Source organism: Mucilaginibacter sp. CSA2-8R (assembly GCF_038806765.1).
GTDB lineage: Bacteria > Bacteroidota > Bacteroidia > Sphingobacteriales > Sphingobacteriaceae > Mucilaginibacter.
In genome coordinates this window covers 1,425,830-1,447,937 of sequence record NZ_CP152389.1, presented here as the reverse complement: position 1 = coordinate 1,447,937, position 22,108 = coordinate 1,425,830, and the positions used below count along the sequence as shown (strand labels likewise).

25 protein-coding genes are annotated in these 22,108 nt (G+C 43.3%); 14 read left to right on the top strand and 11 right to left on the bottom strand.

The features are described 5' to 3' along the window. The first annotated feature begins 16 nt into the window (after positions 1 to 16). The 4 genes from rfaE2 (at position 17) to AAGR14_RS06270 (ending at position 2,744) form a co-directional block, all read left to right on the top strand. Positions 17 to 511, top strand: coding sequence for a D-glycero-beta-D-manno-heptose 1-phosphate adenylyltransferase (rfaE2, locus tag AAGR14_RS06285; protein ID WP_342647742.1), 495 nt, complete (start codon positions 17 to 19; stop codon positions 509 to 511). 28 nt (positions 512 to 539) lie between these two features. Then, the gene (locus tag AAGR14_RS06280; protein WP_342647741.1) at positions 540 to 1,148 is read left to right on the top strand and encodes a DUF4254 domain-containing protein; all 609 of its coding nucleotides are present in this window, start codon (positions 540 to 542) and stop codon (positions 1,146 to 1,148) included. After that, a complete protein-coding gene (locus AAGR14_RS06275; protein WP_342647740.1) occupies positions 1,148 to 2,179 on the top strand; it encodes a glycosyltransferase family 9 protein in 1,032 nt (343 codons plus the stop codon). The genes AAGR14_RS06280 and AAGR14_RS06275 overlap by 1 nt, the downstream gene beginning before the upstream one ends. A gap of 82 nt (positions 2,180 to 2,261) precedes the next feature. Beyond that, positions 2,262 to 2,744 (top strand): histidine phosphatase family protein, encoded by a 483-nt coding sequence (locus AAGR14_RS06270; protein WP_342647739.1) that lies wholly within the window; start codon positions 2,262 to 2,264, stop codon positions 2,742 to 2,744. On the opposite strand, the gene dprA is transcribed toward AAGR14_RS06270, so the two are convergent. After that, on the bottom strand, positions 2,741 to 3,847 hold the full coding sequence (gene dprA / locus AAGR14_RS06265) for a DNA-processing protein DprA (RefSeq protein WP_342647738.1): 1,107 nt from the start codon (positions 3,845 to 3,847) through the stop codon (positions 2,741 to 2,743). The genes AAGR14_RS06270 and dprA overlap by 4 nt on opposite strands. 216 nt (positions 3,848 to 4,063) lie before the next feature. On the opposite strand from dprA, the gene AAGR14_RS06260 reads away from it, so the two are divergent. Both AAGR14_RS06260 and AAGR14_RS06255 read left to right on the top strand, forming a co-directional pair. Then, positions 4,064 to 4,441 carry a BlaI/MecI/CopY family transcriptional regulator gene (locus tag AAGR14_RS06260; protein ID WP_342647737.1) on the top strand — a complete coding sequence of 126 codons (378 nt, stop codon included), beginning with the start codon at positions 4,064 to 4,066 and terminating at the stop codon, positions 4,439 to 4,441. Next, the gene (locus tag AAGR14_RS06255; protein WP_342647736.1) at positions 4,438 to 6,108 is read left to right on the top strand and encodes a M56 family metallopeptidase; all 1,671 of its coding nucleotides are present in this window, start codon (positions 4,438 to 4,440) and stop codon (positions 6,106 to 6,108) included. Before AAGR14_RS06260 ends, AAGR14_RS06255 begins: the two co-directional genes overlap by 4 nt. 33 nt (positions 6,109 to 6,141) lie before the next feature. Here the strand turns inward: AAGR14_RS06255 and rsmG are convergent, their stop codons facing one another. Genes rsmG through AAGR14_RS06240 form a run of 3 tightly spaced genes read right to left on the bottom strand, consistent with a single transcriptional unit; the run spans position 6,142 to position 8,474 of the window. Next, complete coding sequence (gene rsmG, locus AAGR14_RS06250; protein WP_342647735.1) at positions 6,142 to 6,768, bottom strand: 16S rRNA (guanine(527)-N(7))-methyltransferase RsmG; 627 nt, start codon at positions 6,766 to 6,768, stop codon at positions 6,142 to 6,144. Next, a complete protein-coding gene (locus AAGR14_RS06245; RefSeq protein WP_342647734.1) occupies positions 6,769 to 7,362 on the bottom strand; it encodes a sigma-70 family RNA polymerase sigma factor in 594 nt (197 codons plus the stop codon). Continuing rightward, complete coding sequence (locus AAGR14_RS06240; protein ID WP_342647733.1) at positions 7,353 to 8,474, bottom strand: glycosyltransferase; 1,122 nt, start codon at positions 8,472 to 8,474, stop codon at positions 7,353 to 7,355. Before AAGR14_RS06240 ends, AAGR14_RS06245 begins: the two co-directional genes overlap by 10 nt. 163 nt (positions 8,475 to 8,637) lie before the next feature. On the opposite strand from AAGR14_RS06240, the gene tgt reads away from it, so the two are divergent. The 4 genes from tgt to AAGR14_RS06220 all read left to right on the top strand — a co-directional run bounded on the left by tgt (position 8,638) and on the right by AAGR14_RS06220 (position 13,083). Then, on the top strand, positions 8,638 to 9,768 hold the full coding sequence (gene tgt / locus AAGR14_RS06235) for a tRNA guanosine(34) transglycosylase Tgt (RefSeq protein ID WP_342647732.1): 1,131 nt from the start codon (positions 8,638 to 8,640) through the stop codon (positions 9,766 to 9,768). Further along, positions 9,768 to 10,877 carry an LptF/LptG family permease gene (locus tag AAGR14_RS06230; RefSeq protein WP_342647731.1) on the top strand — a complete coding sequence of 370 codons (1,110 nt, stop codon included), beginning with the start codon at positions 9,768 to 9,770 and terminating at the stop codon, positions 10,875 to 10,877. Before tgt ends, AAGR14_RS06230 begins: the two co-directional genes overlap by 1 nt. Positions 10,878 to 10,926: 49 nt before the next feature. Beyond that, positions 10,927 to 11,844, top strand: coding sequence for an EamA family transporter (locus tag AAGR14_RS06225; protein ID WP_342647730.1), 918 nt, complete (start codon positions 10,927 to 10,929; stop codon positions 11,842 to 11,844). A 945-nt stretch (positions 11,845 to 12,789) separates the two neighbouring features. Further along, positions 12,790 to 13,083, top strand: coding sequence for a hypothetical protein (locus AAGR14_RS06220; protein ID WP_342647729.1), 294 nt, complete (start codon positions 12,790 to 12,792; stop codon positions 13,081 to 13,083). Positions 13,084 to 13,154: 71 nt separating this feature from the next. Here the strand turns inward: AAGR14_RS06220 and AAGR14_RS06215 are convergent, their stop codons facing one another. Beyond that, the gene (locus tag AAGR14_RS06215; protein WP_342647728.1) at positions 13,155 to 14,294 is read right to left on the bottom strand and encodes a cysteine desulfurase family protein; all 1,140 of its coding nucleotides are present in this window, start codon (positions 14,292 to 14,294) and stop codon (positions 13,155 to 13,157) included. Positions 14,295 to 14,358: 64 nt separating this feature from the next. Further along, positions 14,359 to 15,744 carry a phosphoglucosamine mutase gene (glmM, locus tag AAGR14_RS06210; protein WP_342647727.1) on the bottom strand — a complete coding sequence of 462 codons (1,386 nt, stop codon included), beginning with the start codon at positions 15,742 to 15,744 and terminating at the stop codon, positions 14,359 to 14,361. Between the two features lie 132 nt (positions 15,745 to 15,876). On the opposite strand from glmM, the gene AAGR14_RS06205 reads away from it, so the two are divergent. Both AAGR14_RS06205 and AAGR14_RS06200 read left to right on the top strand, forming a co-directional pair. After that, positions 15,877 to 16,440, top strand: a complete 564-nt coding sequence (locus AAGR14_RS06205) for a phosphatase PAP2 family protein (RefSeq protein WP_342647726.1) — start codon at positions 15,877 to 15,879, stop codon at positions 16,438 to 16,440. Further along, a complete protein-coding gene (locus AAGR14_RS06200) occupies positions 16,440 to 17,153 on the top strand; it encodes a ZIP family metal transporter (protein WP_342647725.1) in 714 nt (237 codons plus the stop codon). Before AAGR14_RS06205 ends, AAGR14_RS06200 begins: the two co-directional genes overlap by 1 nt. Before the next feature lie 18 nt (positions 17,154 to 17,171). On the opposite strand, the gene AAGR14_RS06195 is transcribed toward AAGR14_RS06200, so the two are convergent. Genes AAGR14_RS06195 through AAGR14_RS06185 form a run of 3 tightly spaced genes read right to left on the bottom strand, consistent with a single transcriptional unit; the run spans position 17,172 to position 18,713 of the window. Continuing rightward, positions 17,172 to 17,711 carry a hypothetical protein gene (locus AAGR14_RS06195; RefSeq protein WP_342647724.1) on the bottom strand — a complete coding sequence of 180 codons (540 nt, stop codon included), beginning with the start codon at positions 17,709 to 17,711 and terminating at the stop codon, positions 17,172 to 17,174. 34 nt (positions 17,712 to 17,745) lie between these two features. After that, the gene (locus tag AAGR14_RS06190) at positions 17,746 to 18,258 is read right to left on the bottom strand and encodes a TspO/MBR family protein (RefSeq protein ID WP_342647723.1); all 513 of its coding nucleotides are present in this window, start codon (positions 18,256 to 18,258) and stop codon (positions 17,746 to 17,748) included. Between the two features lie 5 nt (positions 18,259 to 18,263). After that, positions 18,264 to 18,713 (bottom strand): PA2169 family four-helix-bundle protein, encoded by a 450-nt coding sequence (locus AAGR14_RS06185; protein WP_342647722.1) that lies wholly within the window; start codon positions 18,711 to 18,713, stop codon positions 18,264 to 18,266. A 179-nt stretch (positions 18,714 to 18,892) separates the two neighbouring features. Between AAGR14_RS06185 and AAGR14_RS06180 the strand changes: the two genes are divergently transcribed. Further along, positions 18,893 to 19,378 (top strand): DUF4126 family protein, encoded by a 486-nt coding sequence (locus tag AAGR14_RS06180; RefSeq protein ID WP_342647721.1) that lies wholly within the window; start codon positions 18,893 to 18,895, stop codon positions 19,376 to 19,378. A 106-nt stretch (positions 19,379 to 19,484) separates the two neighbouring features. Continuing rightward, on the top strand, positions 19,485 to 20,204 hold the full coding sequence (locus tag AAGR14_RS06175) for a pseudouridine synthase (protein ID WP_342647720.1): 720 nt from the start codon (positions 19,485 to 19,487) through the stop codon (positions 20,202 to 20,204). Here the strand turns inward: AAGR14_RS06175 and AAGR14_RS06170 are convergent. Both AAGR14_RS06170 and AAGR14_RS06165 read right to left on the bottom strand, forming a co-directional pair. Further along, positions 20,177 to 20,770, bottom strand: coding sequence for an NUDIX hydrolase (locus AAGR14_RS06170; protein ID WP_342647719.1), 594 nt, complete (start codon positions 20,768 to 20,770; stop codon positions 20,177 to 20,179). The genes AAGR14_RS06175 and AAGR14_RS06170 overlap by 28 nt on opposite strands. A 51-nt stretch (positions 20,771 to 20,821) precedes the next feature. Further along, positions 20,822 to 22,096 carry a DUF1501 domain-containing protein gene (locus AAGR14_RS06165; protein WP_342647718.1) on the bottom strand — a complete coding sequence of 425 codons (1,275 nt, stop codon included), beginning with the start codon at positions 22,094 to 22,096 and terminating at the stop codon, positions 20,822 to 20,824. Positions 22,097 to 22,108: the final 12 nt, after the last annotated feature.

Genomic DNA, 22,108 nt, shown 5'->3' with positions numbered 1-22,108 from the left:
CATTAATATACATCTTATGTCACGTTCAGTCGAACAACAGCTGTCTGTCAAAATTTTTGATTTACCCTCTTTGCAAAAGCAATTGAACGAGTGGCAGCAACAAGGCGAAAAGGTGGTGTTTACCAATGGTGTTTTCGACTTAATACACATCGGGCACATCACTTACCTGGCTAAGGCCGCCGAGTTAGGACACAAACTAGTTATCGGGCTCAACTCCGACGAGTCGGTAAAGCGACTGAAAGGCCCTACCCGCCCGGTAAACAACCAGCATAGCCGGGCAATGCTATTAGCCGCATTTTTTTATGTTGATGCCATTGTAATTTTTGGTGAAGACACTCCCCAGCAGTTGATCAGTACCCTGCTGCCAGACGTTTTGGTAAAAGGAGCCGATTACCAGATTGAAAACATTGCCGGTGCTAAAGAAGTGCTGGCCAACGGCGGAGAGGTTAAAACCATCACTTTTGTAGACGGCTACTCGTCTACTGCTATCATCAACAAGATAAAGGGGTAAATCTGTATATTTGCAGCTTTTACCGCTTATGATGATTAGCGAACAATGCAATGTGCTGTTTGACCGGGTTGTTGCCGACTACCATATTTTTAACGAAATAGAACGTAATGCTGAAAATCCATATCCGGCAGGTAGCTTTCAACAACTGCTTTATCAAAAATGCTGGATAGACACCGCACAGTGGCACATGGAAGATGAAGTTCGTCACCCCGGCATTAACCCGGTAGAGGCTTTGCGCTGGAAAAGATTGATCGACCAGTCGAACCAGGAGCGTACCGACATTGTAGAACGTATTGATGACTATTTTTTTCAGCACTATCAGCACATCATTCCGCAAACGGATGCCCGGTATAACACCGAAAGTCCCGCCTGGGCTATAGACCGTCTATCTATCCTGGCACTCAAAATATATCACATGCGCGAAGAAACGCTTCGCACAGATATTAATGCTGAACAAATGGCTAAATGCAGCCAAAAGTTAGCCGTGCTGTTGCAACAACGCATAGATTTATCCACTGCAATTGATGAACTGCTGGAAGATATTGAACAAGGCAAAAGGCGTATGCGGGTGTACCGGCAAATGAAAATGTACAACGACCCGTTGCTTAACCCTGTTTTATACAGCAGCAAATCGTAATGACGGCTGCCCGGCACATACTGGTTTTACGGTTTTCGGCCATGGGCGATGTAGCCATGACGGTACCCGTAATTAAAGGATTACTGCTGCAGCATCCCAATCTTCGTATAACTTATGTTTCGCGCCCTGGCTTTTCGGCGTTTTTTAATGATATTGACAGGTTAACCTTTGTTCCGGCCGATTTTAAATCAACTTATAAAGGTATATCCGGTAGCTATCGGTTATTTAAAGAACTTGCCGGGTTGGGCCAGTATGATGCGGTAGCTAACCTGCATAATAACTTACGCAGCAACATCATTCAGGCGTTATTCCAGTTTAAAGGGGTTACAGGCCGTCGTATTGATAAGGACCGGGCAGCCAAAAAACAGCTTACCCGTTTCCCCAATAAAGTATTAAAACGGCTTACACTTACCACCGAGCGCTACGCCGAGGTATTCAGGCAATTGGGCCTGCCATTAACGCTGTCCCATCAGTTGGTTAAAACCGAACTGATTGCGGAAAAGGATTTACCTTTCGAGGTTAAGCAAGGATACTGGGTAGGCATTGCGCCTTTTGCACAGCATCAGGGCAAAATTTATCCTTTAGGCCGCATGGAGCAGGTGGTTCAAATACTTAACCAAGCCGGTATCAAACTGTTCATTTTTGGCGGATCGCCGGAGGAGAAGGCCGTCGCTGCAGATTGGGAACAAAAATATCAGCATGTTACCTCGATGGTAAACCGCATAAGCCTTTTGCAGGAACTGGAACTGATTGCACGACTTGACTTAATGGTTGCTATGGATTCGGCAGGTATGCACATGGCCTCGCTGCAGGGGGTTCCGGTAGTATCAATTTGGGGCGCTACCCACCATTTTGCCGGCTTTTTAGGCTACGGACAGCAAGAAAGTGATATTATTGCAGACACTATTGCCTGCCGCCCTTGTTCGGTTTATGGAAACAAACCCTGCTTTCGGGATGACTATGCCTGCTTGTATAACATCACTCCTCAAAGCATTGCCGATAAAGTTTTAGACCGGTTAAAAGAACTTTAGGGAGTCTTCACCTTTATTTTGCGGTCTTGCCCTGTTAAACTATGCCCGATAAAAAGTAAGTTTGCTCATCTTTCCTTTTGATATGAAAAAGCTGCTCCTTGTTCGTCATGCTACTGCCCAGTCCGAATCGGCTAATGGTGATTTCGATCGTGCTTTATCCAATAAAGGCATCAATGAAGCAACAGAACTTGCACAAAAGCTAAAGAATAATAAAATCATCCCGCAGCTGGTGGTAGCCAGTTCTTCGCTGCGTACCCAAACAACGGCCGGCATCATCACCAACGTATTGCAGTTGCCCAAGCCTCAGTTAAATACCGCTATCTACGAAGCCAGTGAACAAACTTTACTAAAAGCCATCAATGCTTTTGCGGATACAAACGATTTTACCGCCATGGTTGGCCACAATCCAGGCATCAGTTATCTGCTGTTTACACTTACCGGTGAGATAAGGGATGTACCGCCCGGCACGGCTATCTTAATTACTTTTGACGTAAACGAATGGAATGCCGTTAGCAGTAACAGCGGTACAATAGTTTACTATACCGCGCCTGAGCAGACAGCCTAACTGATAGCATATGTTTTACCCGGCCTGGCGCTGATGTAACCCTGCATTTCCATGTTAAGCAGGTTCATGGTCAGTTGGCTAAGCGGTAAATTGGTTTTTATGCTTAAATCGTCAATAGCTAGAGGAACGGCATGCTGGTGCAGTATTTCAAAAATTAACCTTTCGTTTGCGTTTAAATCAATAGGTAAAGCAAACTGCTTTTGACCGGTTGCCTTACCATTGCCTTTACTGTTATCCCAACCCATTAAAAAAGCAAGATCAGCCGCATTAGTCAGCAAGCCGGCTTTGTTATTACGGATTAAAAAGTTACAGCCTTCAGAAAATTCGTCGTTGATACGGCCCGGAAAAGCAAATACATCTCGATTATAAGAGTTAGCTATCTCAGCAGTAATTAAAGCGCCGCCTTTTATACCGGCCTCTACCACCACGGTAACATCGGCCATGCCTGCTACAATACGGTTACGTTTAGGAAAATTTTCGCGTTCGGGCTTGGTACCCGACGGAAACTCGGTCAGCAACCCGCCGTTTACTATCATCTTGTCGGCTATGGAGCGGTTCTGACTTGGGTACAAGCGATCTAAGCCATGACCTAATACACCTACTGTGGGTACATCTAACCGCAAACTTTCTTTATGCGCGGCTGCGTCTATGCCATGCGCCAGTCCGCTTACTACCAACACATCATACTGTTTTAAATCTTCCAGCAGCTGTTTGCATAAGGTCCGTCCATAATCAGTAGCGTTACGTGTGCCCACTATACTTACTATGTGTTGGGTGTTTAGGTTGGCATTGCCTTTACTGTATAAAAGGATGGGTGCATCTGCACAATGCTTGAGTTTACGCGGATAGCGGCTATCGGTATAAAAGATCACATCTATGCCTTGCTTTTCTACAAATGCAAGTTCCAGCTCGGCACGTTGCAAAGCCTCATTTAAATTGAGCGATGCAGCTGTTTTGGTACCAATGCCCGGTACCTTTTGCAAGTGAGTAACCGAGGCCCTGAATACTTCTTCGGGCCCGCCAAAGTAAGCGATTAGTGATTTAGATAAGGTAGAGCCCACGCCTTTGATAAAAGACAGGGCCAATTGGTGTTTAAGTGACATAGTAAGTAGCTTAAAAATACAAACTTTAGCCTACCAGCGGCTACCAAACTTAATTATAGCTGAAATTCAAACACTTAAATTATATAAACTACCTAAATAGTTTGCAAACTATAAAAATAGTAGTATAATTGCACACTAGAACTATAAAAACAGTTTGCAAACTATATAGATAGTTTATTAAAACTACAAAAATAGTTTGCTTCTTGGGCTCAAAAAATGATGAAAGAACTAACGAAAGCAGAAGAACAGGTAATGCAGATTTTATGGCAGCTGAAAGAAGCCATTGTAAAACAGATTTTGGACAAGATGCCCGACGACCCAAAGCCGGCTTACAATACCGTTAGCACGGTGGTACGGGTTTTAGAAACCAAGGGATTTGTAGATCACAAAGCGTACGGCAATTCGCATGTGTACTTCCCTATTGTAAGCGAAGAGGATTACAAGAAATTTGCTTTTGACAAAGTGATCAAGAGCTATTTCAATAATTCTTACAAAAGCCTAGTGTCATATCTCGTAAAAGAACAAAAACTGAACCTGAGTGAACTGGCCGAATTGATTTTACTGGCCGAACGCAGCCGCAACAAAGAAAAATGATGATGAACGGATTGACTTATCTGCTGGAGGCCAATATATATTTGGCTGCTGCCTACAGTGCCTATTGGTTGCTGTTACGCAAACAAACTTTTTACCGCGCAAACCGGGCGTATTTACTGCTCAGCATTGCGGTAAGTTTTGCCATACCATTGGTGCAGTTAGAGCTTCCATCGAACCGGGCAGAATCAACACTTGCGCCTGTACAACAGAAGTACTTTGCTGCCAGCAACGTCAATCCTGCTATGGCATTAGCAGACAAGCATCCCGTTTTAGCCCTAAATAGAGCCCTAGAGGCGAGTTTCATTACAGGGGTGACAGTACTGCTCATTTTCTTAACCTTAAAGCTCTACAGCCTCTTAAAATTAATTTCTACCCATCAGCATCAAAAACGACCTGGATATACTTTAATCTTCGTTCCCGGCCTGCCCTCGCCGTTCTCTTTTTTGGGCTATCTATTTGCCGCTAACGAGGATGATTTAACCTCGGCCATTTTACGGCACGAACTGGTACACATCGGGCAAAAGCATAGCTGGGATATCCTGTTTTTAGAACTGGTTAAAACCATTAGCTGGTTTAACCCGGTGGTTTACCTACTGCAAGACAGCCTGAAGGCACTGCACGAGTACGAAGCCGATTTTGAGAGCACCGCCCGGGGCACACATCCGGACGACTATGTGCAGATCCTTATCGAAAAAGCCTGCCAGGTAAGCGGCCTACCGTTTGCCAATCATTTTTCAAACAAGCAACTTTTAAAATCAAGAATAATGAAGCTCTACCAAAAACGCTCAGATAAGCTGGCCAGGCTCACTTACCTCATTACTCTGCCGCTTTGCGCAGGTATGCTCTGCGCATCTACAATGGCCTTTAGCAAGAATTATGGTTTGCTGAAGCTTAAAATCGGCACAGTATTAAACCCGGAAACTACATCTACACTTATAGCTAACGAAAACCAACCCGACAAAAAGCAACGACTGAAAATTACCAGCGGAAACATGACCACTGTTACCGAAAAACTGACAGTCGGCGTAAAGGACGAAACATTAACACTTACAGTGGATAACCTGACAACTGAAAACAAAAAGATGCTGGCAAAACTGGGCGTGAAAGTGGCAACCACCGACGCTGCCGCAACTATCAAATCATTAACTCTTCCGCCACCGCCACCGCCGGCAACAGGTAATCGAGTGATGTTGTCAAAATACAAAACACCACATCCGGTATTGCCATCTCCATTGAGCGCTCTACCTCAAAAATCGACAAAAACCAACAAGATGCAGGCACCCTTGATGGATCATCGGGATACTGTCGACCAATCGCAATTCAAAGAAATGTTCAAGCAAGTAGCCCGCACAACTCGTTACCCTATTATCTCGAGAGAAAAAGGCGCAAACGGTATGGTCGTGGCCACTTTTCGGGTTACTCAGGATAAAAAGATCAGTAATATTAAAATAAAGAAGGGCATCTCACCCGAATTAGATGCTGAAGCAGCAAGGAGCATAGCCGCTTATAAAGGAACGGTTTCTGTAACTTCCGGCAACTACAGCTTAGGCATTTACTATGTTGTTGATTATGGTGATGGCACTACAAATTACCGCCCGATTACCGAAAGCGAAAAACCAACCGCTGGGATAATTACCGTTGTTAGCTACGGAGACAAAAAACAATAAATAACTATGAGACAGCCTTTTAATAAACACAATCTAAACTTTCACATAAATCACCTGTTTAGTCTCAAAGAACTCTTCATCAAAATAATCTTTGAGATAAAATTGCTGAACGGCTAAACCCGATTCGGCAATTTCTTGTTTTAGGTCTCCCCCTTTCAAATAAAGGATTCCGTTAGTTAATTGGTTGCGCGATGTCTTACTGAATTTATCTTTTACCCACGGATAAAAGTCTTTTAACTGCGTAACAGCTCTTGATACCACGAAGTCAAATTTTCCGGGAATTTGCTCGGCACGGGCATGCGTGGCAGTTACATTTTTGAGGCCTGCTCCCTTCGCAACCTCCTGCACTACTTTGATTTTTTTGCCGATACTGTCTACCAGGTGAAATTTAGTTTCGGGAAACATAACTGCCAGCGGAATACCCGGAAACCCCCCACCTGTACCTACATCAAGTACGTGCTCACCGGGTAAAAAGGACATCACTTTAGCTATACCTAATGAGTGCAAGATATGACGCTCATACAAAGCGTCAATATCCTTGCGGGATATGACATTGATTTGCTGGTTCCAGTGCGCGTATAAATCTTTCAGTAAACTGAATTGCTCCAGTTGCTGCGCAGAAAGCTGGGGGAAATATTTAAGTAAGAACTGTTCGTCCATTTAGCGCTCCATACGGTTGATGATATTACCGAGCAGGTATTTTGCCCTGAACAATTGCGCTTTTACTGTGCCTAAAGGCAGGTCGAGCTGTTGTGCAATCTCTTCGTAAGATAACTCATCAAAATATCTCAAGGTCAGCAAATTACGGTAACGCGGAGGCAAACTTTCAATAAGCACCTTCAAATCTTTTGATTGTTGTTTTTTAATGGATGTTTCTTCCGGGTTTAGTGTGTCGGCTTTGATTTGCATCGGGCGGTCATCATCCTCATCCATCATATTGTCGATAGAAACCGTACTTAGTTTTTTCTTACGCAAAAAGTCGATACAGTTGTTGGTAGCCACTCTAAACAGCCAGGTGCTAAAGGCAAACTCAGGCTGGTATTTATCAAGCTTTTCAAACGCCTTGGCAAAGGTTTCGACAGTTATATCCATGGCGTCTTCCCGGTTATTCACCATCTTTAACGACATAAAATAAATAGAATCTTTATACCGCTGCATCAGGTCAGCATACGCCTTCTGACTGCCCTCACGTGCTTTCAACACCAGTTGATAGTCGTTTTTTGCGTTTTCGGTAAAATTAGCATTTACTTCCATTGGGTTGTTTTTATAAAGGTTCCTATCAGGCCAAATATGTTTAAATACAAATAATAGAACAGATCAAAAAAAGGAATAAACCACAATAAATCAATACCTGTCAGCTTCTTAGCTGATAAATAATAAACAATCAATTGAGTTATCATCCTTACCAGGTAAGCACTGGCAAGCATGATGGGTTGCTGCTGGAAATATACACAAAAACCTAAAGTAACATAAAATAAAAAACCGGTCATTGCCTCTAAACTCAACATAAACCGATGCTTACCTTTATACAAGCCCCCCACTCCCATATGCCGCTTTTTTTGCCGATAATATGCACCAAAACTACTTTTAGCTTCGGTAAACATAAAGCTTTCCGGGTGCACTTCAATCGTAGTATTTTCTGGGGTAGCATTCTTGTTCACAAACAAATCGTCATCACCAGCCATCACATGCAAGTGAGCAGCAAAACCTTTACTACTAAAAAACAAGGACTTAGTGTATGCCAGATTGCGGCCAATACCCATATAAGCATTGCGACCTAACGCTGCCGACAGGTAATTGATGGCTGTTTTGAGCGTTTCAAAGCGCGTAAACGTGTTGATAAAGCCGCTTGCTTTGATATAAGGCGAATAACCTAAAACAATTTCAGTTTTGCCGGTAAAATTTGCAGCCATATGGGCAATCCACTGCGGCGAAGCCGGCTCGCAATCGGCATCCGTAAAAAGAAGGTGTTCGTAGGCTGCAGCTTTTATACCCATGGTTAAGGCAAACTTTTTTCCGGTTTTAAACCGGCGGTGTTCTGTAACTGTAACCAACTTAAGGTGCGGATGGTTTTCGCTTAAGTTAAGAAGAATTAAGTCAGATTCATCTGTTGAGCAATCATTTACCACTACCACCTCAAACTGCGGGTAGTTTTGTGCCAATATTGCAGGCAAAAACCTGGTTAAATTTTCGGCCTCGTTACGGGCACTTATAACTACAGAAACTGGTACTGCTGTTGCACCTGCTTGCTGAGCGGGCAATTGATAAGCGGCAAAACGACGTTGCTGAATGAGCAAAAAGCACATCTGCACCACAAAGCATAACAAGAATAATAGAAGTAAGGCTTCGGGTATATATAGTTCCAAATTGTTCAAAAATAATAAGGCAGCAAAATTGTTAATTTTAAGTGATTTAAAAACATATACTTTGAAATAACCAACGGTTAAAACACGTTTCATTCCCTGCTGCTATCTGCCAAATTAACAAAGGCACCTTACCGCATAATTTTAGTAATTTTGCAACCTTACCATGAATTTTAATTTAACAGCTCAGGATAAATTTTCGAAGGCACGCGCCGGAGAAATCAATACAGACCACGGTGTTATACAAACACCAATATTTATGCCCGTAGGTACCGCAGGTACTGTAAAGGCTGTGCATCAGCGCGAATTAAAAAGCGACATTAATGCACAAATTATTTTAGGCAATACTTACCACCTTTACCTTCGGCCGGGCTTGCACACGCTGGAACAAGCCGGTGGCCTGCATAAATTTAACGGCTGGGGTGGCCCTATTTTAACCGATAGCGGTGGCTACCAGGTGTATTCACTAAGCCAGGCCCGCAAAATTAAAGAAGAAGGCGTTACCTTCCGGTCGCACATTGATGGCTCTAAACATTTGTTTACGCCCGAGGCGGCTATGGACATCCAAAGGATTATCGGCGCCGATATAATTATGGCTTTTGATGAGTGTACGCCCTACCCCTGTGATTACCACTATGCCCGCCGGTCTATTGAGATGACGCATCGCTGGCTTAAGCGCTGCTGTGATCGCTTTGATAGTACTGAGCCTAAATATAGCTACAGCCAAACACTGTTTCCGATTGTGCAAGGGTCGGTTTATAAAGACCTGCGCGAAAAATCGGCTGAGGTAATTGCCTCTTTTGATCGCGAAGGAAACGCCATAGGCGGACTCTCTGTCGGCGAACCGGCCGAAGAAATGTATGCCATGACCGAGCTGGTTTGCAATATTTTACCAGAGCAAAAACCCCGCTACCTGATGGGGGTTGGCACACCGGTAAACATCTTGGAAAACATTGCGCTGGGAGTTGATATGTTTGATTGCGTGATGCCTACCCGCAATGCCCGCCACGGCCTGCTGTTTACCCGCAACGGCATCCTGAACATGCGCAACGAAAAATGGAAGAATGACTTTTCTCCTATTGATGCCGACAGCGACCTGTGGGTAGATCAGCAACACACCAAAGCTTATTTAAGACACCTGATTACCTCGGGCGAAATGCTGGGTGCACAGATTGCCAGTTTACATAACCTGCATTTTTACCTTTGGTTAGTAACCGAAGCGCGTAAAAAGATAATAAGCGGCGAATTTTACAGTTGGAAGAATACGATGGTTAAACAATTAGCCCAACGCCTGTAATGTTCAAATTTCTGGATAACTACATTAAAATAATCGACTGGTATATTATCCGTAAATATCTGGGTACCTTTTTATTTACGCTTGTTTTATTCCTGGTGATTATTGTAGTGTTTGATGTATCTGAACACCTGGATGATTTTTTGAAAAGTAAAGCACCGTTAAGCGCCATTGTATTTTTATACTACGGTGGTTACCTGCCTTATTACGCCAACATCCTATTGCCGCTTATTAACTTTTTGGCGGTCATCTTCTTTACGGCAAAAATGGCTAACCAAACCGAAATTGTGCCCATACTTAGTGGCAAGGTTAGCTTTAACCGCTTTTTAAGGCCTTACTTTATTGCTTCGGGGGTTATTTTTGTGTTTTTCTTTTTTGGTAACGTTTACTTCATTCCATTTACCAATAAGCTAAGCGTTAGGTTTGCTCATACTTATACCGACAGTTCTGACCCTACCCAAAAGGATCTGCACATGCAGCTGGACAATCGCACATACGTTTATTTACAGTCGTACGATAACGTAGTGCACACCGGCTACAATTTTACCATGGAGAAATTTGACGGCGATGAGCTTAAAGAAAAGCTAACTGCCCAACGCGTAGTTTATGATTCGCTGAAGCGGAATTGGTCAATACAGGAGTACAAAGTACGCTACATTAAGGGACTTAAAGAACAGTTTTTAGAAGGCCCCCGCAAGGATACCGTGCTGGATATGCGCCCATCTGATTTTGAAGCTAACAACGATATCAATACCAACATTTACCGGGCCATTTCAACTTCAGATTTAAGCAAGCAGATTGAAAAGGAAAGAATTCGCGGTACCGGCCGGCTGGTAGAATTACAGTTAGAAAAATACCGTCGTTTTATTTATCCGCTATCAGCCTTTGTACTTACCTTAATTGGGGTATCTATATCATCGCGCAAAGTACGGGGTGGTATCGGTTTGCCTTTGGGTATAGGTATATTGTTATGCTTTCTGTATATCGTGGTCGACCGCTTTGCCAACGTGTTCTCGCTCAAGGCCAATTTACCCCCTATTATTGCAGTATTTATCCCTAACGTAGTCTTTGGCCTTACAGGCTTCTACCTTTTACGCAAGGCACCTAAATAGTGCACGTCAACTTCTTGTTTATTTATTACCCTATTTTGCCAGCTTACAGATGCATCCGGAAAAGCCACCTACCTACCAGCTTAATAAAAATTTACTCATACTACACTTTACTGTATTTATATGGGGATTTACCGGCATACTGGGTAAACTGATTACCATTACGGCAGTAAACCTGGTATGGTACCGCGTACTGATTGCCTTTTGTACACTGTTTTTATACTTTAAATTTAACCGGCAGGACATTAAGTTAGACCGTGGCACACTTATTAAACTAATGCTTACAGGCGCATTGGTGGGCGGCCATTGGATTTTGTTCTTTTACGCTATTAAAGTGTCTACTGTATCGGTAACTTTAGTTTGCCTGTCATCAATTACGCTGTTCACCGCTATTTTCGAACCTATTATTAACCGCAAACCCATCTCTAAACTCGAGATTTTGTCGGGTCTTCTCATCATAACCGGCATCGCCCTTATTTTTAAGTTTGAGACACAATATACACAAGGTATTATCCTGGGTCTTTTAAGCGCTGCAGCAGCAAGCCTGTTTTCGATCATTAACTCCCGCCAGGTGCAGCAAATCTCGCCACCTGTAATAGCTTTTTATGAACTGGTAGGCGCATTTCTATGGATAACAATCTATATGCTGGCCACCAACACGATGAGCCAATTACAAATACCCCGAAATTACGACATAGGGTACCTCTTAATCTTAGGTACGGTTTGCACTTCATTAGCGTACGTAGCCGGGGTATCGGTAATGCGCGAACTATCAGCTTTTAAGGTAGCTCTAATTACCAATCTTGAGCCTGTTTATGGCATCATTATGGCCTTTATGTTTTTTGGCGATTTGCATACCATGAGCTTAGGCTTCTGGCTGGGCGCGCTCATTATCCTATCCACCATCTTCCTATTTCCGGTGGTACAAAAACAAGTCGTAAAATTTAGAAACCGGAATACCGCTTTTTAACAGCATCATATTTTTACTGCCTTTTAATACACTAAGCACTGGGTTCTGCTTTAGGCTACTCAAAGCCTCGTTGCGTTTAATATCCAAACTTAGCGTTAAGCTGTATCAGAGCCAACTTTCTGAATCGTCAATAACAACAAATCAACTCTCGTGAACAACGAGTAAGCCGTCTTACTTGCAGAGTGCGGTGCCAGTTCCATTTCATCTTTTTGTTATCTGTTTAATCAACCCTAACAATAAATTCAGACTCAATCCCATTTAATACTTCTTCACAAATTGGACGCGCAATTTTATATGTCGCCCAAAACTTCTATCAACAGGGCATTCACCCAAATTGATTTTAAGTCCTTTTAAGACTATTTAAATCCTTAACGCACATTGGATCGTACAAAACAAATTGAAGCCCTTATGCGCGAAATTTAAATTTGACTTAGTGTAAAATTTAAAAATAATTTTTAACCCATAAATCACTGTAACTTACATTAACAGCTTGTATTTTTGAGACCTATCACATAATTACTTAAATTACAAATCATTGATTATCATATATATATATACATTAAATAAATCAATTTTTTTATTTAAAGATAACTTGAAAACGGATATTTACTAAAATAATTAGCAAAATTGCAAAAGTCTGCTCATTTGACAGGTATTATATGTTGAAAATCAATAGTTTATCAGTAAACTTATAAACTAAATTTGTCAATCATAAATTTTTCGGAACAGTCAGCTTAAGTGTATCGAACTTGAAATACAAAAAATATAGAAAAAGGCTATTACTACTATCCTAATGCTTACATCATCATTCACTGAGAATTTAAACTCCGAAAAACGTTGCAGAAAAAAGAGTAATCGGTATGCAACAACCACGTAAACAAGCGATATTTAGAAAAGAAATCCGTCCTGCTTGTGGCAGGTTCAATCACTTTAGACAGTTGTTATATGAGTTTTAGAGCTATCCTATCCATTGCTATCCTTGCCTTTTTAACTATCACTATCATTCAAAATACAACCGAAACAGAATTTGTAATTTTGGGTATGTCGGCCATTGTGCCTAAGACAACAATGCTGACTACCGTATCGGTTAGCGCCTTTCTGTTAGGTGTGCTAGTAAGCTGGCCGATGAAAAAGAAGAGTAATACTATGGAACGGCACGAAGACTACAACGAGCAAGTGAACCCCACTAAGCGTACAGACGATACACTAAGTGACGAAGACAGAGATTACATCAGTTAAGTTTTTAGACTTAACTGATGTAGTTATAAACAAGAAAAATTTGGATTATTAGTAGAGCGTTTGATAAACGCTTATGCGTTCACGGCGCATACTTCTTTAATTTTGCTGATTGCAAAATCAATTTCCTGAAGGGTATTGTATTTAGAGAAAGAGAAACGTACCGCCGGCCTGTTAGGGTTGGCACCAATTCCGTTTAAAACGTGCGAGCCAATATTGGTACCCGAACTACAGGCGCTGCCGCCCGATGCCGAAATACCAGCGATGTCTAAACTGAATAATAACATATCAGCCATCTCCATCTCCGGGAAAGACACATTTAAAACTGTATACAAACTTTTGTCTGCATCAGTCTCACCGTTAAAATGCACCCCTGGAATTTGCGATAATTGCTCAATCATATAGTCTTTTAAGCCTTGAATATGCGATTGGTGAGCCTCCATGTCTGCATAAGCCATTTCGAGGGCTTTAGCGAGCCCGGCAATGCCGTAGATGTTTTCGGTACCGCCGCGCATATTACGCTCTTGTGAGCCTCCGTAAATCATCGGATTTATCTTGACCTTATGATTTACATACAAAAATCCGGTTCCTTTAGGCCCATGCAGCTTGTGCGCCGCGCAAACCATAAAGTGAACTTTGAGTTTGCTGAGGTCGTGCACGTAGTGCCCTACAGTCTGTACGGTATCGCAATGGTACAATGCATTGTATTTTTCGCAAATTTCGCCTACCCTTTCAATGTCCGTTAGCGTACCGATTTCATTGTTGGCATGCATCAGCGATACAAAAGTACGCTCGTTATTTTGCAGCAACTGCTCCAGCTGCGCATAGTCGATATTGCCTTTGCTGTCGGTATCAACAAAACTTAGTTTAATTACGCCGGCTTTTTCAAGCGCTTCTAAAGTATGCACTACGGCATGATGCTCTATGCGGCTGGTAATGGCATGTTTTAAGCCATGGTCGATGATGCCGCAACGTATGGCGGTATTATCAGCCTCTGTACCTCCGGATGTAAAAAATATTTCGGCGGGCGAGGTATGCAGTAAACCAGCAATGGTTTTACGTGCTTTTTCGATTAACGAACGAGCCTCACGACCATGTGCGTGTATGGATGACGGATTACCAAACTGGCTTTCCATCACCTGCACCATCTGCTTCATAACCTCAGGATCAATCGGCGTTGTGGCAGCATTATCAAGGTATATTCTTGTAGCCATTATTATTTATAGCGTAAAAACTTCAATTAAAAAATCAGCAATAAGCCTTACTTTCAGTAAACGGTTAAATGCCCAGTATTGCCTTCATATCGGCAATTAGTTGCTGTGCTAAAGCGTTAGCAGCCGTTTCATTTTCTGCTTCAGAATAAATACGGATAATGGGTTCGGTATTTGATTTACGCAGGTGTACCCATTGCTTATCAAATTCTATCTTTAAACCATCAATAGTGCTGTGCGGCTGTTGCCTGTATTTATCTTCTACCTCTAACAGCAGGGCATCAATATCCATTCCGGCAGTAAGCTCTATTTTATTTTTGGAGATAAAGTACTGCGGATAGGTTGCCTTTAAAGCTGAGACCGTTTTGCCCGACTTAGCCAGATGCGTTAAAAACAAAGCAATACCAGTGAGCGCATCACGGCCATAATGGCTTTCGGGATAGATCACACCGCCGTTACCCTCGCCGCCAATTACCGCATTTACTTCTTTCATTTTAGTAACTACGTTTACTTCGCCTACGGCCGCCGCATAATAGGTTCCGCCGGCACGCTCAGTTACATCGCGCAGAGCACGTGTGGATGACAGGTTAGAAACGGTATTACCCTTAGTATGCTGCAACACATAATCTGCAACAGCTACCAGCGTGTATTCTTCACCAAACATAGTACCATCCTCGCAAACAAAGCATAAACGATCTACGTCAGGGTCAACCGCAATACCTAAATCGGCTCCGTTAGCAGTTACCTGGCTGGCAAGGTCTTTTAAATTATCTGGCAGTGGTTCGGGGTTGTGCGGAAAATGACCATTGGGCTCGCAATACAGCTGGTGCACGGTTTTAACACCCAGCGCCTTAAGCAAAGCCGGCACATAAATACCACCCGTAGAGTTTACCGCATCTACCACTACTTTAAGATTGGCTTGGCTAATGGCTTCAACATCCACCAAAGGCAATGCTAAAATAGCATCAATATGTTTTTGCAGATAACTATCATTTACCGTTACCTTACCTAAACTATCCACATCAGCATAATTAAACTCACTATTTTCGGCCATAGCAAGCACTTCATTACCATCAGTGTCGGTAATAAATTCGCCGATACTGTTTAAAAGTTTCAGGGCATTCCACTGTTTGGGATTATGACTTGCTGTTAAAATAATACCACCGGCAGCCTGCTCGGCCGACACGGCTATCTCTACCGTGGGCGTGGTAGACAAGCCTAAATCCATCACGTCAATACCCAAACCCTGCAGTGTACCTATAACCAGATTATTTAGCATAGTGCCTGATAAACGCGCATCACGACCCACAACTATTTTACGAATACCCGTTTTTTTAACGGCCCAGGTACCAAACGCCGATGTAAATTTCACAATATCAAGGGGGGTAAGCCCCTCGCCGGCGGCACCGCCAATGGTGCCTCTGATGCCTGATATAGATTTGATAAGTGTCAAACTGCAATAATTATTCAGCAAAAATAAAAATTTATTACCGCTTAAAGTCATAAAAACGCCACGGTATACAGGCAGTACATTAATAACTATATTTGCGGGCGTTTTACCGGCTTGCTTTTAATGCCAACCCACATGCCCCATTTTTTATTACAACTTGACCGGCAGGTATTTTATTTTATCAATCACTCACTCACCAACCCGTTATTCGAGGGATTGATGCCCTGGCTGCGTAATCCGCGTTTTTGGATACCGGTTTATGCTTTCATTATAGTATTTAGCATTTGGAAGTATAAAAAGACCGGCATCTGGCTGGTTGTATTATTAGCAATAACCGTGGGCGTGGCCGATTTTAGCAGCGCCACCTTGATCAAAAACCAGGTTAAACGCCTGCGGCCGTGCCGGGACGATGCATTGACGCTAACCATCACCAGCCGCGTAGCCTGCGGAACGGGGTACAGCTTCCCCTCTACCCATGCCACCGACCATTTTGCCATGTCGGTATTTTTAGGCATGGTGTACGGGCGTAAGTGGCGATGGGTATGGCTTTGGGTTTTATTATGGGCCTTGCTGGTATGTGTAGCGCAGGTGTACGTTGGCGTGCATTACCCTATAGACGTTACTGCCGGAGCGCTGTTTGGTGCATGCATTGGTTTTATATTTGCTGCACTTTTTAAGAAACTTCAACCTCAATTTTAATGTACTGGTATTTACTTCTGCTTTTTTTGTGTGCTTTTTTGGGTGGCTTATCCGTATTTTTATTTAAGGGCGGCAACCATAAACAATTAAAGCTGGTGCTATCATTTAGCGGTGCCTACTTGTTTGGCATCACAGTACTGCACCTCATCCCCGACGCTTACCATGGCAACGACCATTTGGTTGGCGTTTTTATTTTAGTAGGTTTTATATTTCAGATTGTACTAGAGCAATTTTCGGAAGGTATTGAGCATGGACACCTGCACATCCACGATCATGACAAACCTATTTTCCCGTTGGGTATTATGGTAAGCTTGTGCCTGCATGGCTTTTTAGAAGGCATGCCTCTGGCCGGCGGCTACCAGCAGCAACTGGTATTTGGCATCGGTCTGCACCACATACCGGCAGCATTCGCTTTGGGCACCATATTACTGGCTAACCATCAAACCAAAGCGCGCACTATATTTTTTATTGCCCTGTTTGCCTCCATGGCACCGGCCGGCTACTTTTTTAGCGATGCCATTAGCAGTGGCGGCATTGGTAACCTGCAGCAGTATTTTAACCGCATTATGGGTGTAGTTGTTGGTATATTTTTACACATCTCTACCACCATTTTATTTGAGGCCGGCCCCGATCATAAATTTAACCGTCGCAAGCTGATAGCCGTTTTGCTGGGTGTAGGCATTTCGCTGATAGGTTTTGTGAGCGAACTATAACCTACGCCGGCTTATTACTTATCCTGTAATCAGGTGCTTTAAACCGTCAAATATACTTTCAAAAAAGGTAGAAAGACTTAGGCCGTTGTGGTGATTAAAGTACATCCACAAGATGATAACAACAACCGCAATAACAATAAACCGCTTAAATAGATAGCCGGCAAAAACAATAATGAGCGGAATAGCAACGAGCCATACCCAGCTAATGTGGACTGGGCTTAACTTATCGCCGTGCTTGTAGATGTAAAATAATGTCGAAAATGTACCGCTCTCGCTTTGGTGCTTGATAAACATGAAGGCCGAGCGGTTTACTTTATGCCGGTAAAAGGCAGTGCCATTCTGAAAAACCAGATCGTTTTCGAAACCATTAATGGTAAAAGTATAATGCCCGTTTATATTTTCTTGAATCTGGTTTGCTGTATCAGTAGCTACAATAGCTATTTCTTGTCTGGCAAACGGGTTTTCTTTAACGATGAAGTGATTAATTGATACGGCATCGGCTCGCGAAACACTCACCGACAGCAACAACAGGATTAAAGCATACCATATACGTTTCATACTACCAGAATAAACAGGCAGTAAAAATTTATGGCTACCTGTTGAGCAGGTAAATATAAAAATTAAGCGCTGATGCAAAACTAACCCACAAAAAATACGGCACCATTAAAAAAGAAGCAGCTTTGCTGAAATGGTTAAACCGGTAAATGAGCACACCAATGCTCACCATTAGCAGAATAATAATAATTAATGCACCCAATACCTGGTGCATTCCAAAAAACACAATCGACCACAAAAAATTCAAGAACAACTGCACAAAATAGATAGTACGGGTAGATTTATACAGGGAGCTATCGTCGTGGCGCTGCCATACCAGGTAAGCGGCTACGGCAATCATCACGTACAAGCAAGTCCATACCGGTCCAAACAACCAGTTGGGTGGACTAAAAGATGGCTTTTGTAATGTACGGTACCAAACCGGTATTTGCGAAATGGTGCAGGCAGATGCCGTAGCCGCAATAGCAGCTACGGTAAGTAAACTAACAATCAAAGCGCCCGGATTAAACCTCCGGGCCTGATTTGTTTCAACAGCATATTCTGCGCTCATACATTTTAGTCGATCACCTGGGTTAGCTCTTGTTGTAAGGCAAAAAGAGCATCGCGCGTTAATTTCAATTGCTGCTCTACCACGTTTCGCTCCTCGCTGGTTAATGAGGGTTCTTTCAAGGCAGTTTCATAAGCCGACTCGGCAGCATGGTCGCCCTTAATACATTCTTTTAATACTGAATGGTTATCGTTTGTTACAAATGCGGTTTTGATATCAATCCAAACGCGGTGCAATGTGCCTACCGGGCCACTGCCATGCTCAGGCTCGGCACCACCGGCAACAACCAGGCTACGCAGTTGATCGGCAAATTCGGCACGCTCGCCCGAAAGGCGAACAAATATGGCCTTTAGCATTGATGAGTTTACATTATCGGCAGCCTGGGCATACCCTATTTTACCATCGTTGGCAATAATAATTAAGTGATTAAGTTGTTCGGCAGCTTCTTTGGTTAGCATAGTATATGGTTTATATATAAAACCCAAACAAACCGCAGTCTACTAAGTTTAATTAATTTAAGCAAGCTCTTAAAATCTGCACGGATTCAACGTACAACCCTACAACTTAACCCAACAAGCAAAATATTTTATTAAAACTATCTGTAAAAAGGCAGGTTTATATTTAAAATAACACATTCATGAGAAAAGCAACTGAAACAGCCATTAAGCAAGCAATAGGTTTAGGTGCTGTGGCTGGATTACGTGCAATGCTGGCACCGGCAGTATTAAGCCATTACATGAGCAATCATCCAAGTTCTGCTGCACGGTTAGCTAATTTAAATTTTGTGCAGTCGCCTATTACCGCGGCTATCACCAAGATATTGAGCGCTGCTGAAATTGCCGGCGATAAAGTACCATCGTCGCCTAATCGTACTGCATTACCTCAAGTAGCAGTACGCGTAGCCTCAGGTGCTTTAGTTGGCGCCACTATATTTAGAGCTAACCGCGAAAATGCTTATCGGGGTATGCTGATTGGCGGTGCTTCGGCATTAATGGCAACCTACGCCAGCTTTTACGCCAGAAAATACCTCGACAAAGTTCCACACGTAAAAGATTGGTACGTAGCCGTGGTTGAAGATGCGTTAGCTGTGGGCAGCGGCATCAAACTCACCGAAACCAAATAATTTGTTGTAATACTTTACATTATATCCCATTGCTAAGCTTACAGGTAGTTAACCACTTTAAAGCATAAAAGCCAAAAGCTACTATAAAACGTTACCTTTGGCTTTTATGCTGGATATTTTATATCGCGATGAGCAGTTAATTGCCGTTAACAAGCCGCATGGCTTACTGGTGCACCGGTCGAGCATTGCGGCCGATGTTGAAGAATTTGCCCTTCAAATACTACGTGATCAAATTAACCACCATGTATATCCCGCACACCGGTTAGACCGAAAAACCGGTGGTGTATTGCTGTTTGCCCTTGATAAAAGTACAGAGGTTATGATGCAACAGCAATTTGCGGCTAATGCAGTTGATAAAACATACTGGGCTGTTGTTAGAGGTTATACCGATGATTCGGGTGAGATTGACTACCCTTTGCGCAAAGATAACGGTACCCTGCAAGATGCCTTTACCGCTTACCAAACCTTAGCACGCGCCGAATTGGCAGTAGCGTTAGGCAAGCATACCACCTCAAGATATTCGTTAGTCGAAGCTAAACCAACCACTGGCCGCATGCACCAACTTCGCAAACACTTCAGCCATATTTTTCATCCTATCATAGGCGACCGTACCCACGGCTGCAATAAGCAAAACAAACTGTTTACCGAAACTTGGCAAATGGATACCATGCTGCTGCATGCCTTACGCCTACAATTCAATCATCCGGTCACTAACGCTCCTGTAATTATTGAGGCACCACTGCAACCCGAATTTGAGCGCATGGCAAACTTGATGGGGTGGCGGGATATTGTGAAAGACTATTTAAGTCCAAAAACTTCTGGATAAATTAATGCCGCTTTCAGGATAAAGTTGAGCGAATCGGTTACCCATATTTTGCCATTTTTAGCATACTCCACTACTTGTGGTGCAGGCATGGTAATTACTTCAATATTTTCGGTTGGATCAAGCTTTTGTCTAGAATTAAATTGCGCGTTAAAAACGATATAGCCATAAGTGATCTGCCGTGTTTTGGTAGGATTATTGGCAATTTTTCCAAGCGGAATTAATTCGTCGGCGGTGGCTTTGATGCCCACTTCTTCTTCCAGCTCGTTAATAGCCGATTGCAAAATGGTGGTGTTTTTTTGCTGCATACCGCCCGGCAATTCCAGCAGTATCTCACCCAAGCCATGCTTGTATTGGCGGGCCAGTACCACCTCGTTGTTTGGGGTGATGGCCAGCACCATTACTACATCGCCCAAAGGAGCAAAAAAGTAATCGTCGATAATTTGGCCGTTAGCCAGCTCAACGGTATGTTGCAGTAATGGGAACCATGGGCTTGGCGAAACATCCTGCTCTTTTAAAACTTTCCACTTTTGTATTGGGTCATTGCTCATGGATGCTAAAATACACATGTTAGCCGTAAAGCAGAGGTGCCTATAGATGAATTAAAAATATTCGACTAATTAAGCCCGCATTACGCCAATCTTGTCACCTTTCCAATCGGGGAATAGAACCCGGTCGTTACTTACTTTTAGCTGCCGGTCCGCCACCTCGCTAAACACGCTCCTAAAATCAGTTGTTACAGCTAAATCGCGGCCATCCTCCAGGTTTTCAATCGCCAACGGCTGCATCTTACCGTGCACCAGGCCACCGTTTACGTTATCGCCCAGTATAAAATTACAAGACGCACGGCCGTGGTCGGTGCCGCCGGTACCGTTTTGATGTACGGTACGGCCAAACTCGGTCATGGTCATTACAGTAACATCATCCTGGTAAGCACTCAGGTCATTCCAGAATGCCATCATGCTTTTGCTTAAATCGGTTACGTTGCGGGCAAAAATGCCGTTTTCGGTTCCCTGATTGTAATGAGTATCCCATCCATTAGATTCGGTAAAGGCAACCTCCAGGCCTACATCCATTTTAATTAACTGCGCAATTTGCTTAAGCGAATTACCCAGTGCCGAAGCAGGATATACCGCGTTATTTGCTGGTTTGTAATTACGCACATCGGCCTTTTGCAACATCTTTACAGCATCAAAGCTTTCTTTACCGGTGCTTTTCAATAAACCTGTGGATGTATTATCATATAGGTCTTCGAAACTTTTAGCCGCCAGATTAGCCCCGGCCTGGTTACCCCGCATCTGGATGGCAAAATCCTGCAGGTTACTAATGGCAACAGCCGGGTTATCGCCATAGAGTGAACGCGGCATGGCCGATGTTAAACTTACTGCAGTAAAAGGCGTAAGCGCATCGTGCCCTAACAAACCCACGGCACGGTTAAGCCAGCCGCTGGCAGTACCTTTATTAAAAGGAGTGCCCGATTCCATGTAATCTTGCGCGTCGAAATGCGAGCGCGTAGTATTGGGCGAACCGATGCCGTGCACAATACCCAAACGCTTTTCGCGAAACATGGGCTCAAAAGCCTGCATAGCTGGGTGCAAGCCATAATGCCCGTCCAAATCAATCAATGGTTTGCCGGTGGTACTGCCTTTGGCAGCCGACATAAAAAGTGTGGGCCTTGCCGTCTTGAGGTAAGTATCAGTAAATGGCGTAACCGCCATCAGCCCGTCCATCGCACCACGTTGAAATATACAAACCATCACCTTGCGTTTACCATAAGGTTTAATGATTTGCTCTGACGCCACAGCCTCCGCTAGAAAGCCCGGGATGCCACCCATAAGGCCAACACCCATCAGTGCTAAACCACCGGATTTTATGAAACCTCTTCTGCTTACCATGATATGTTGAAG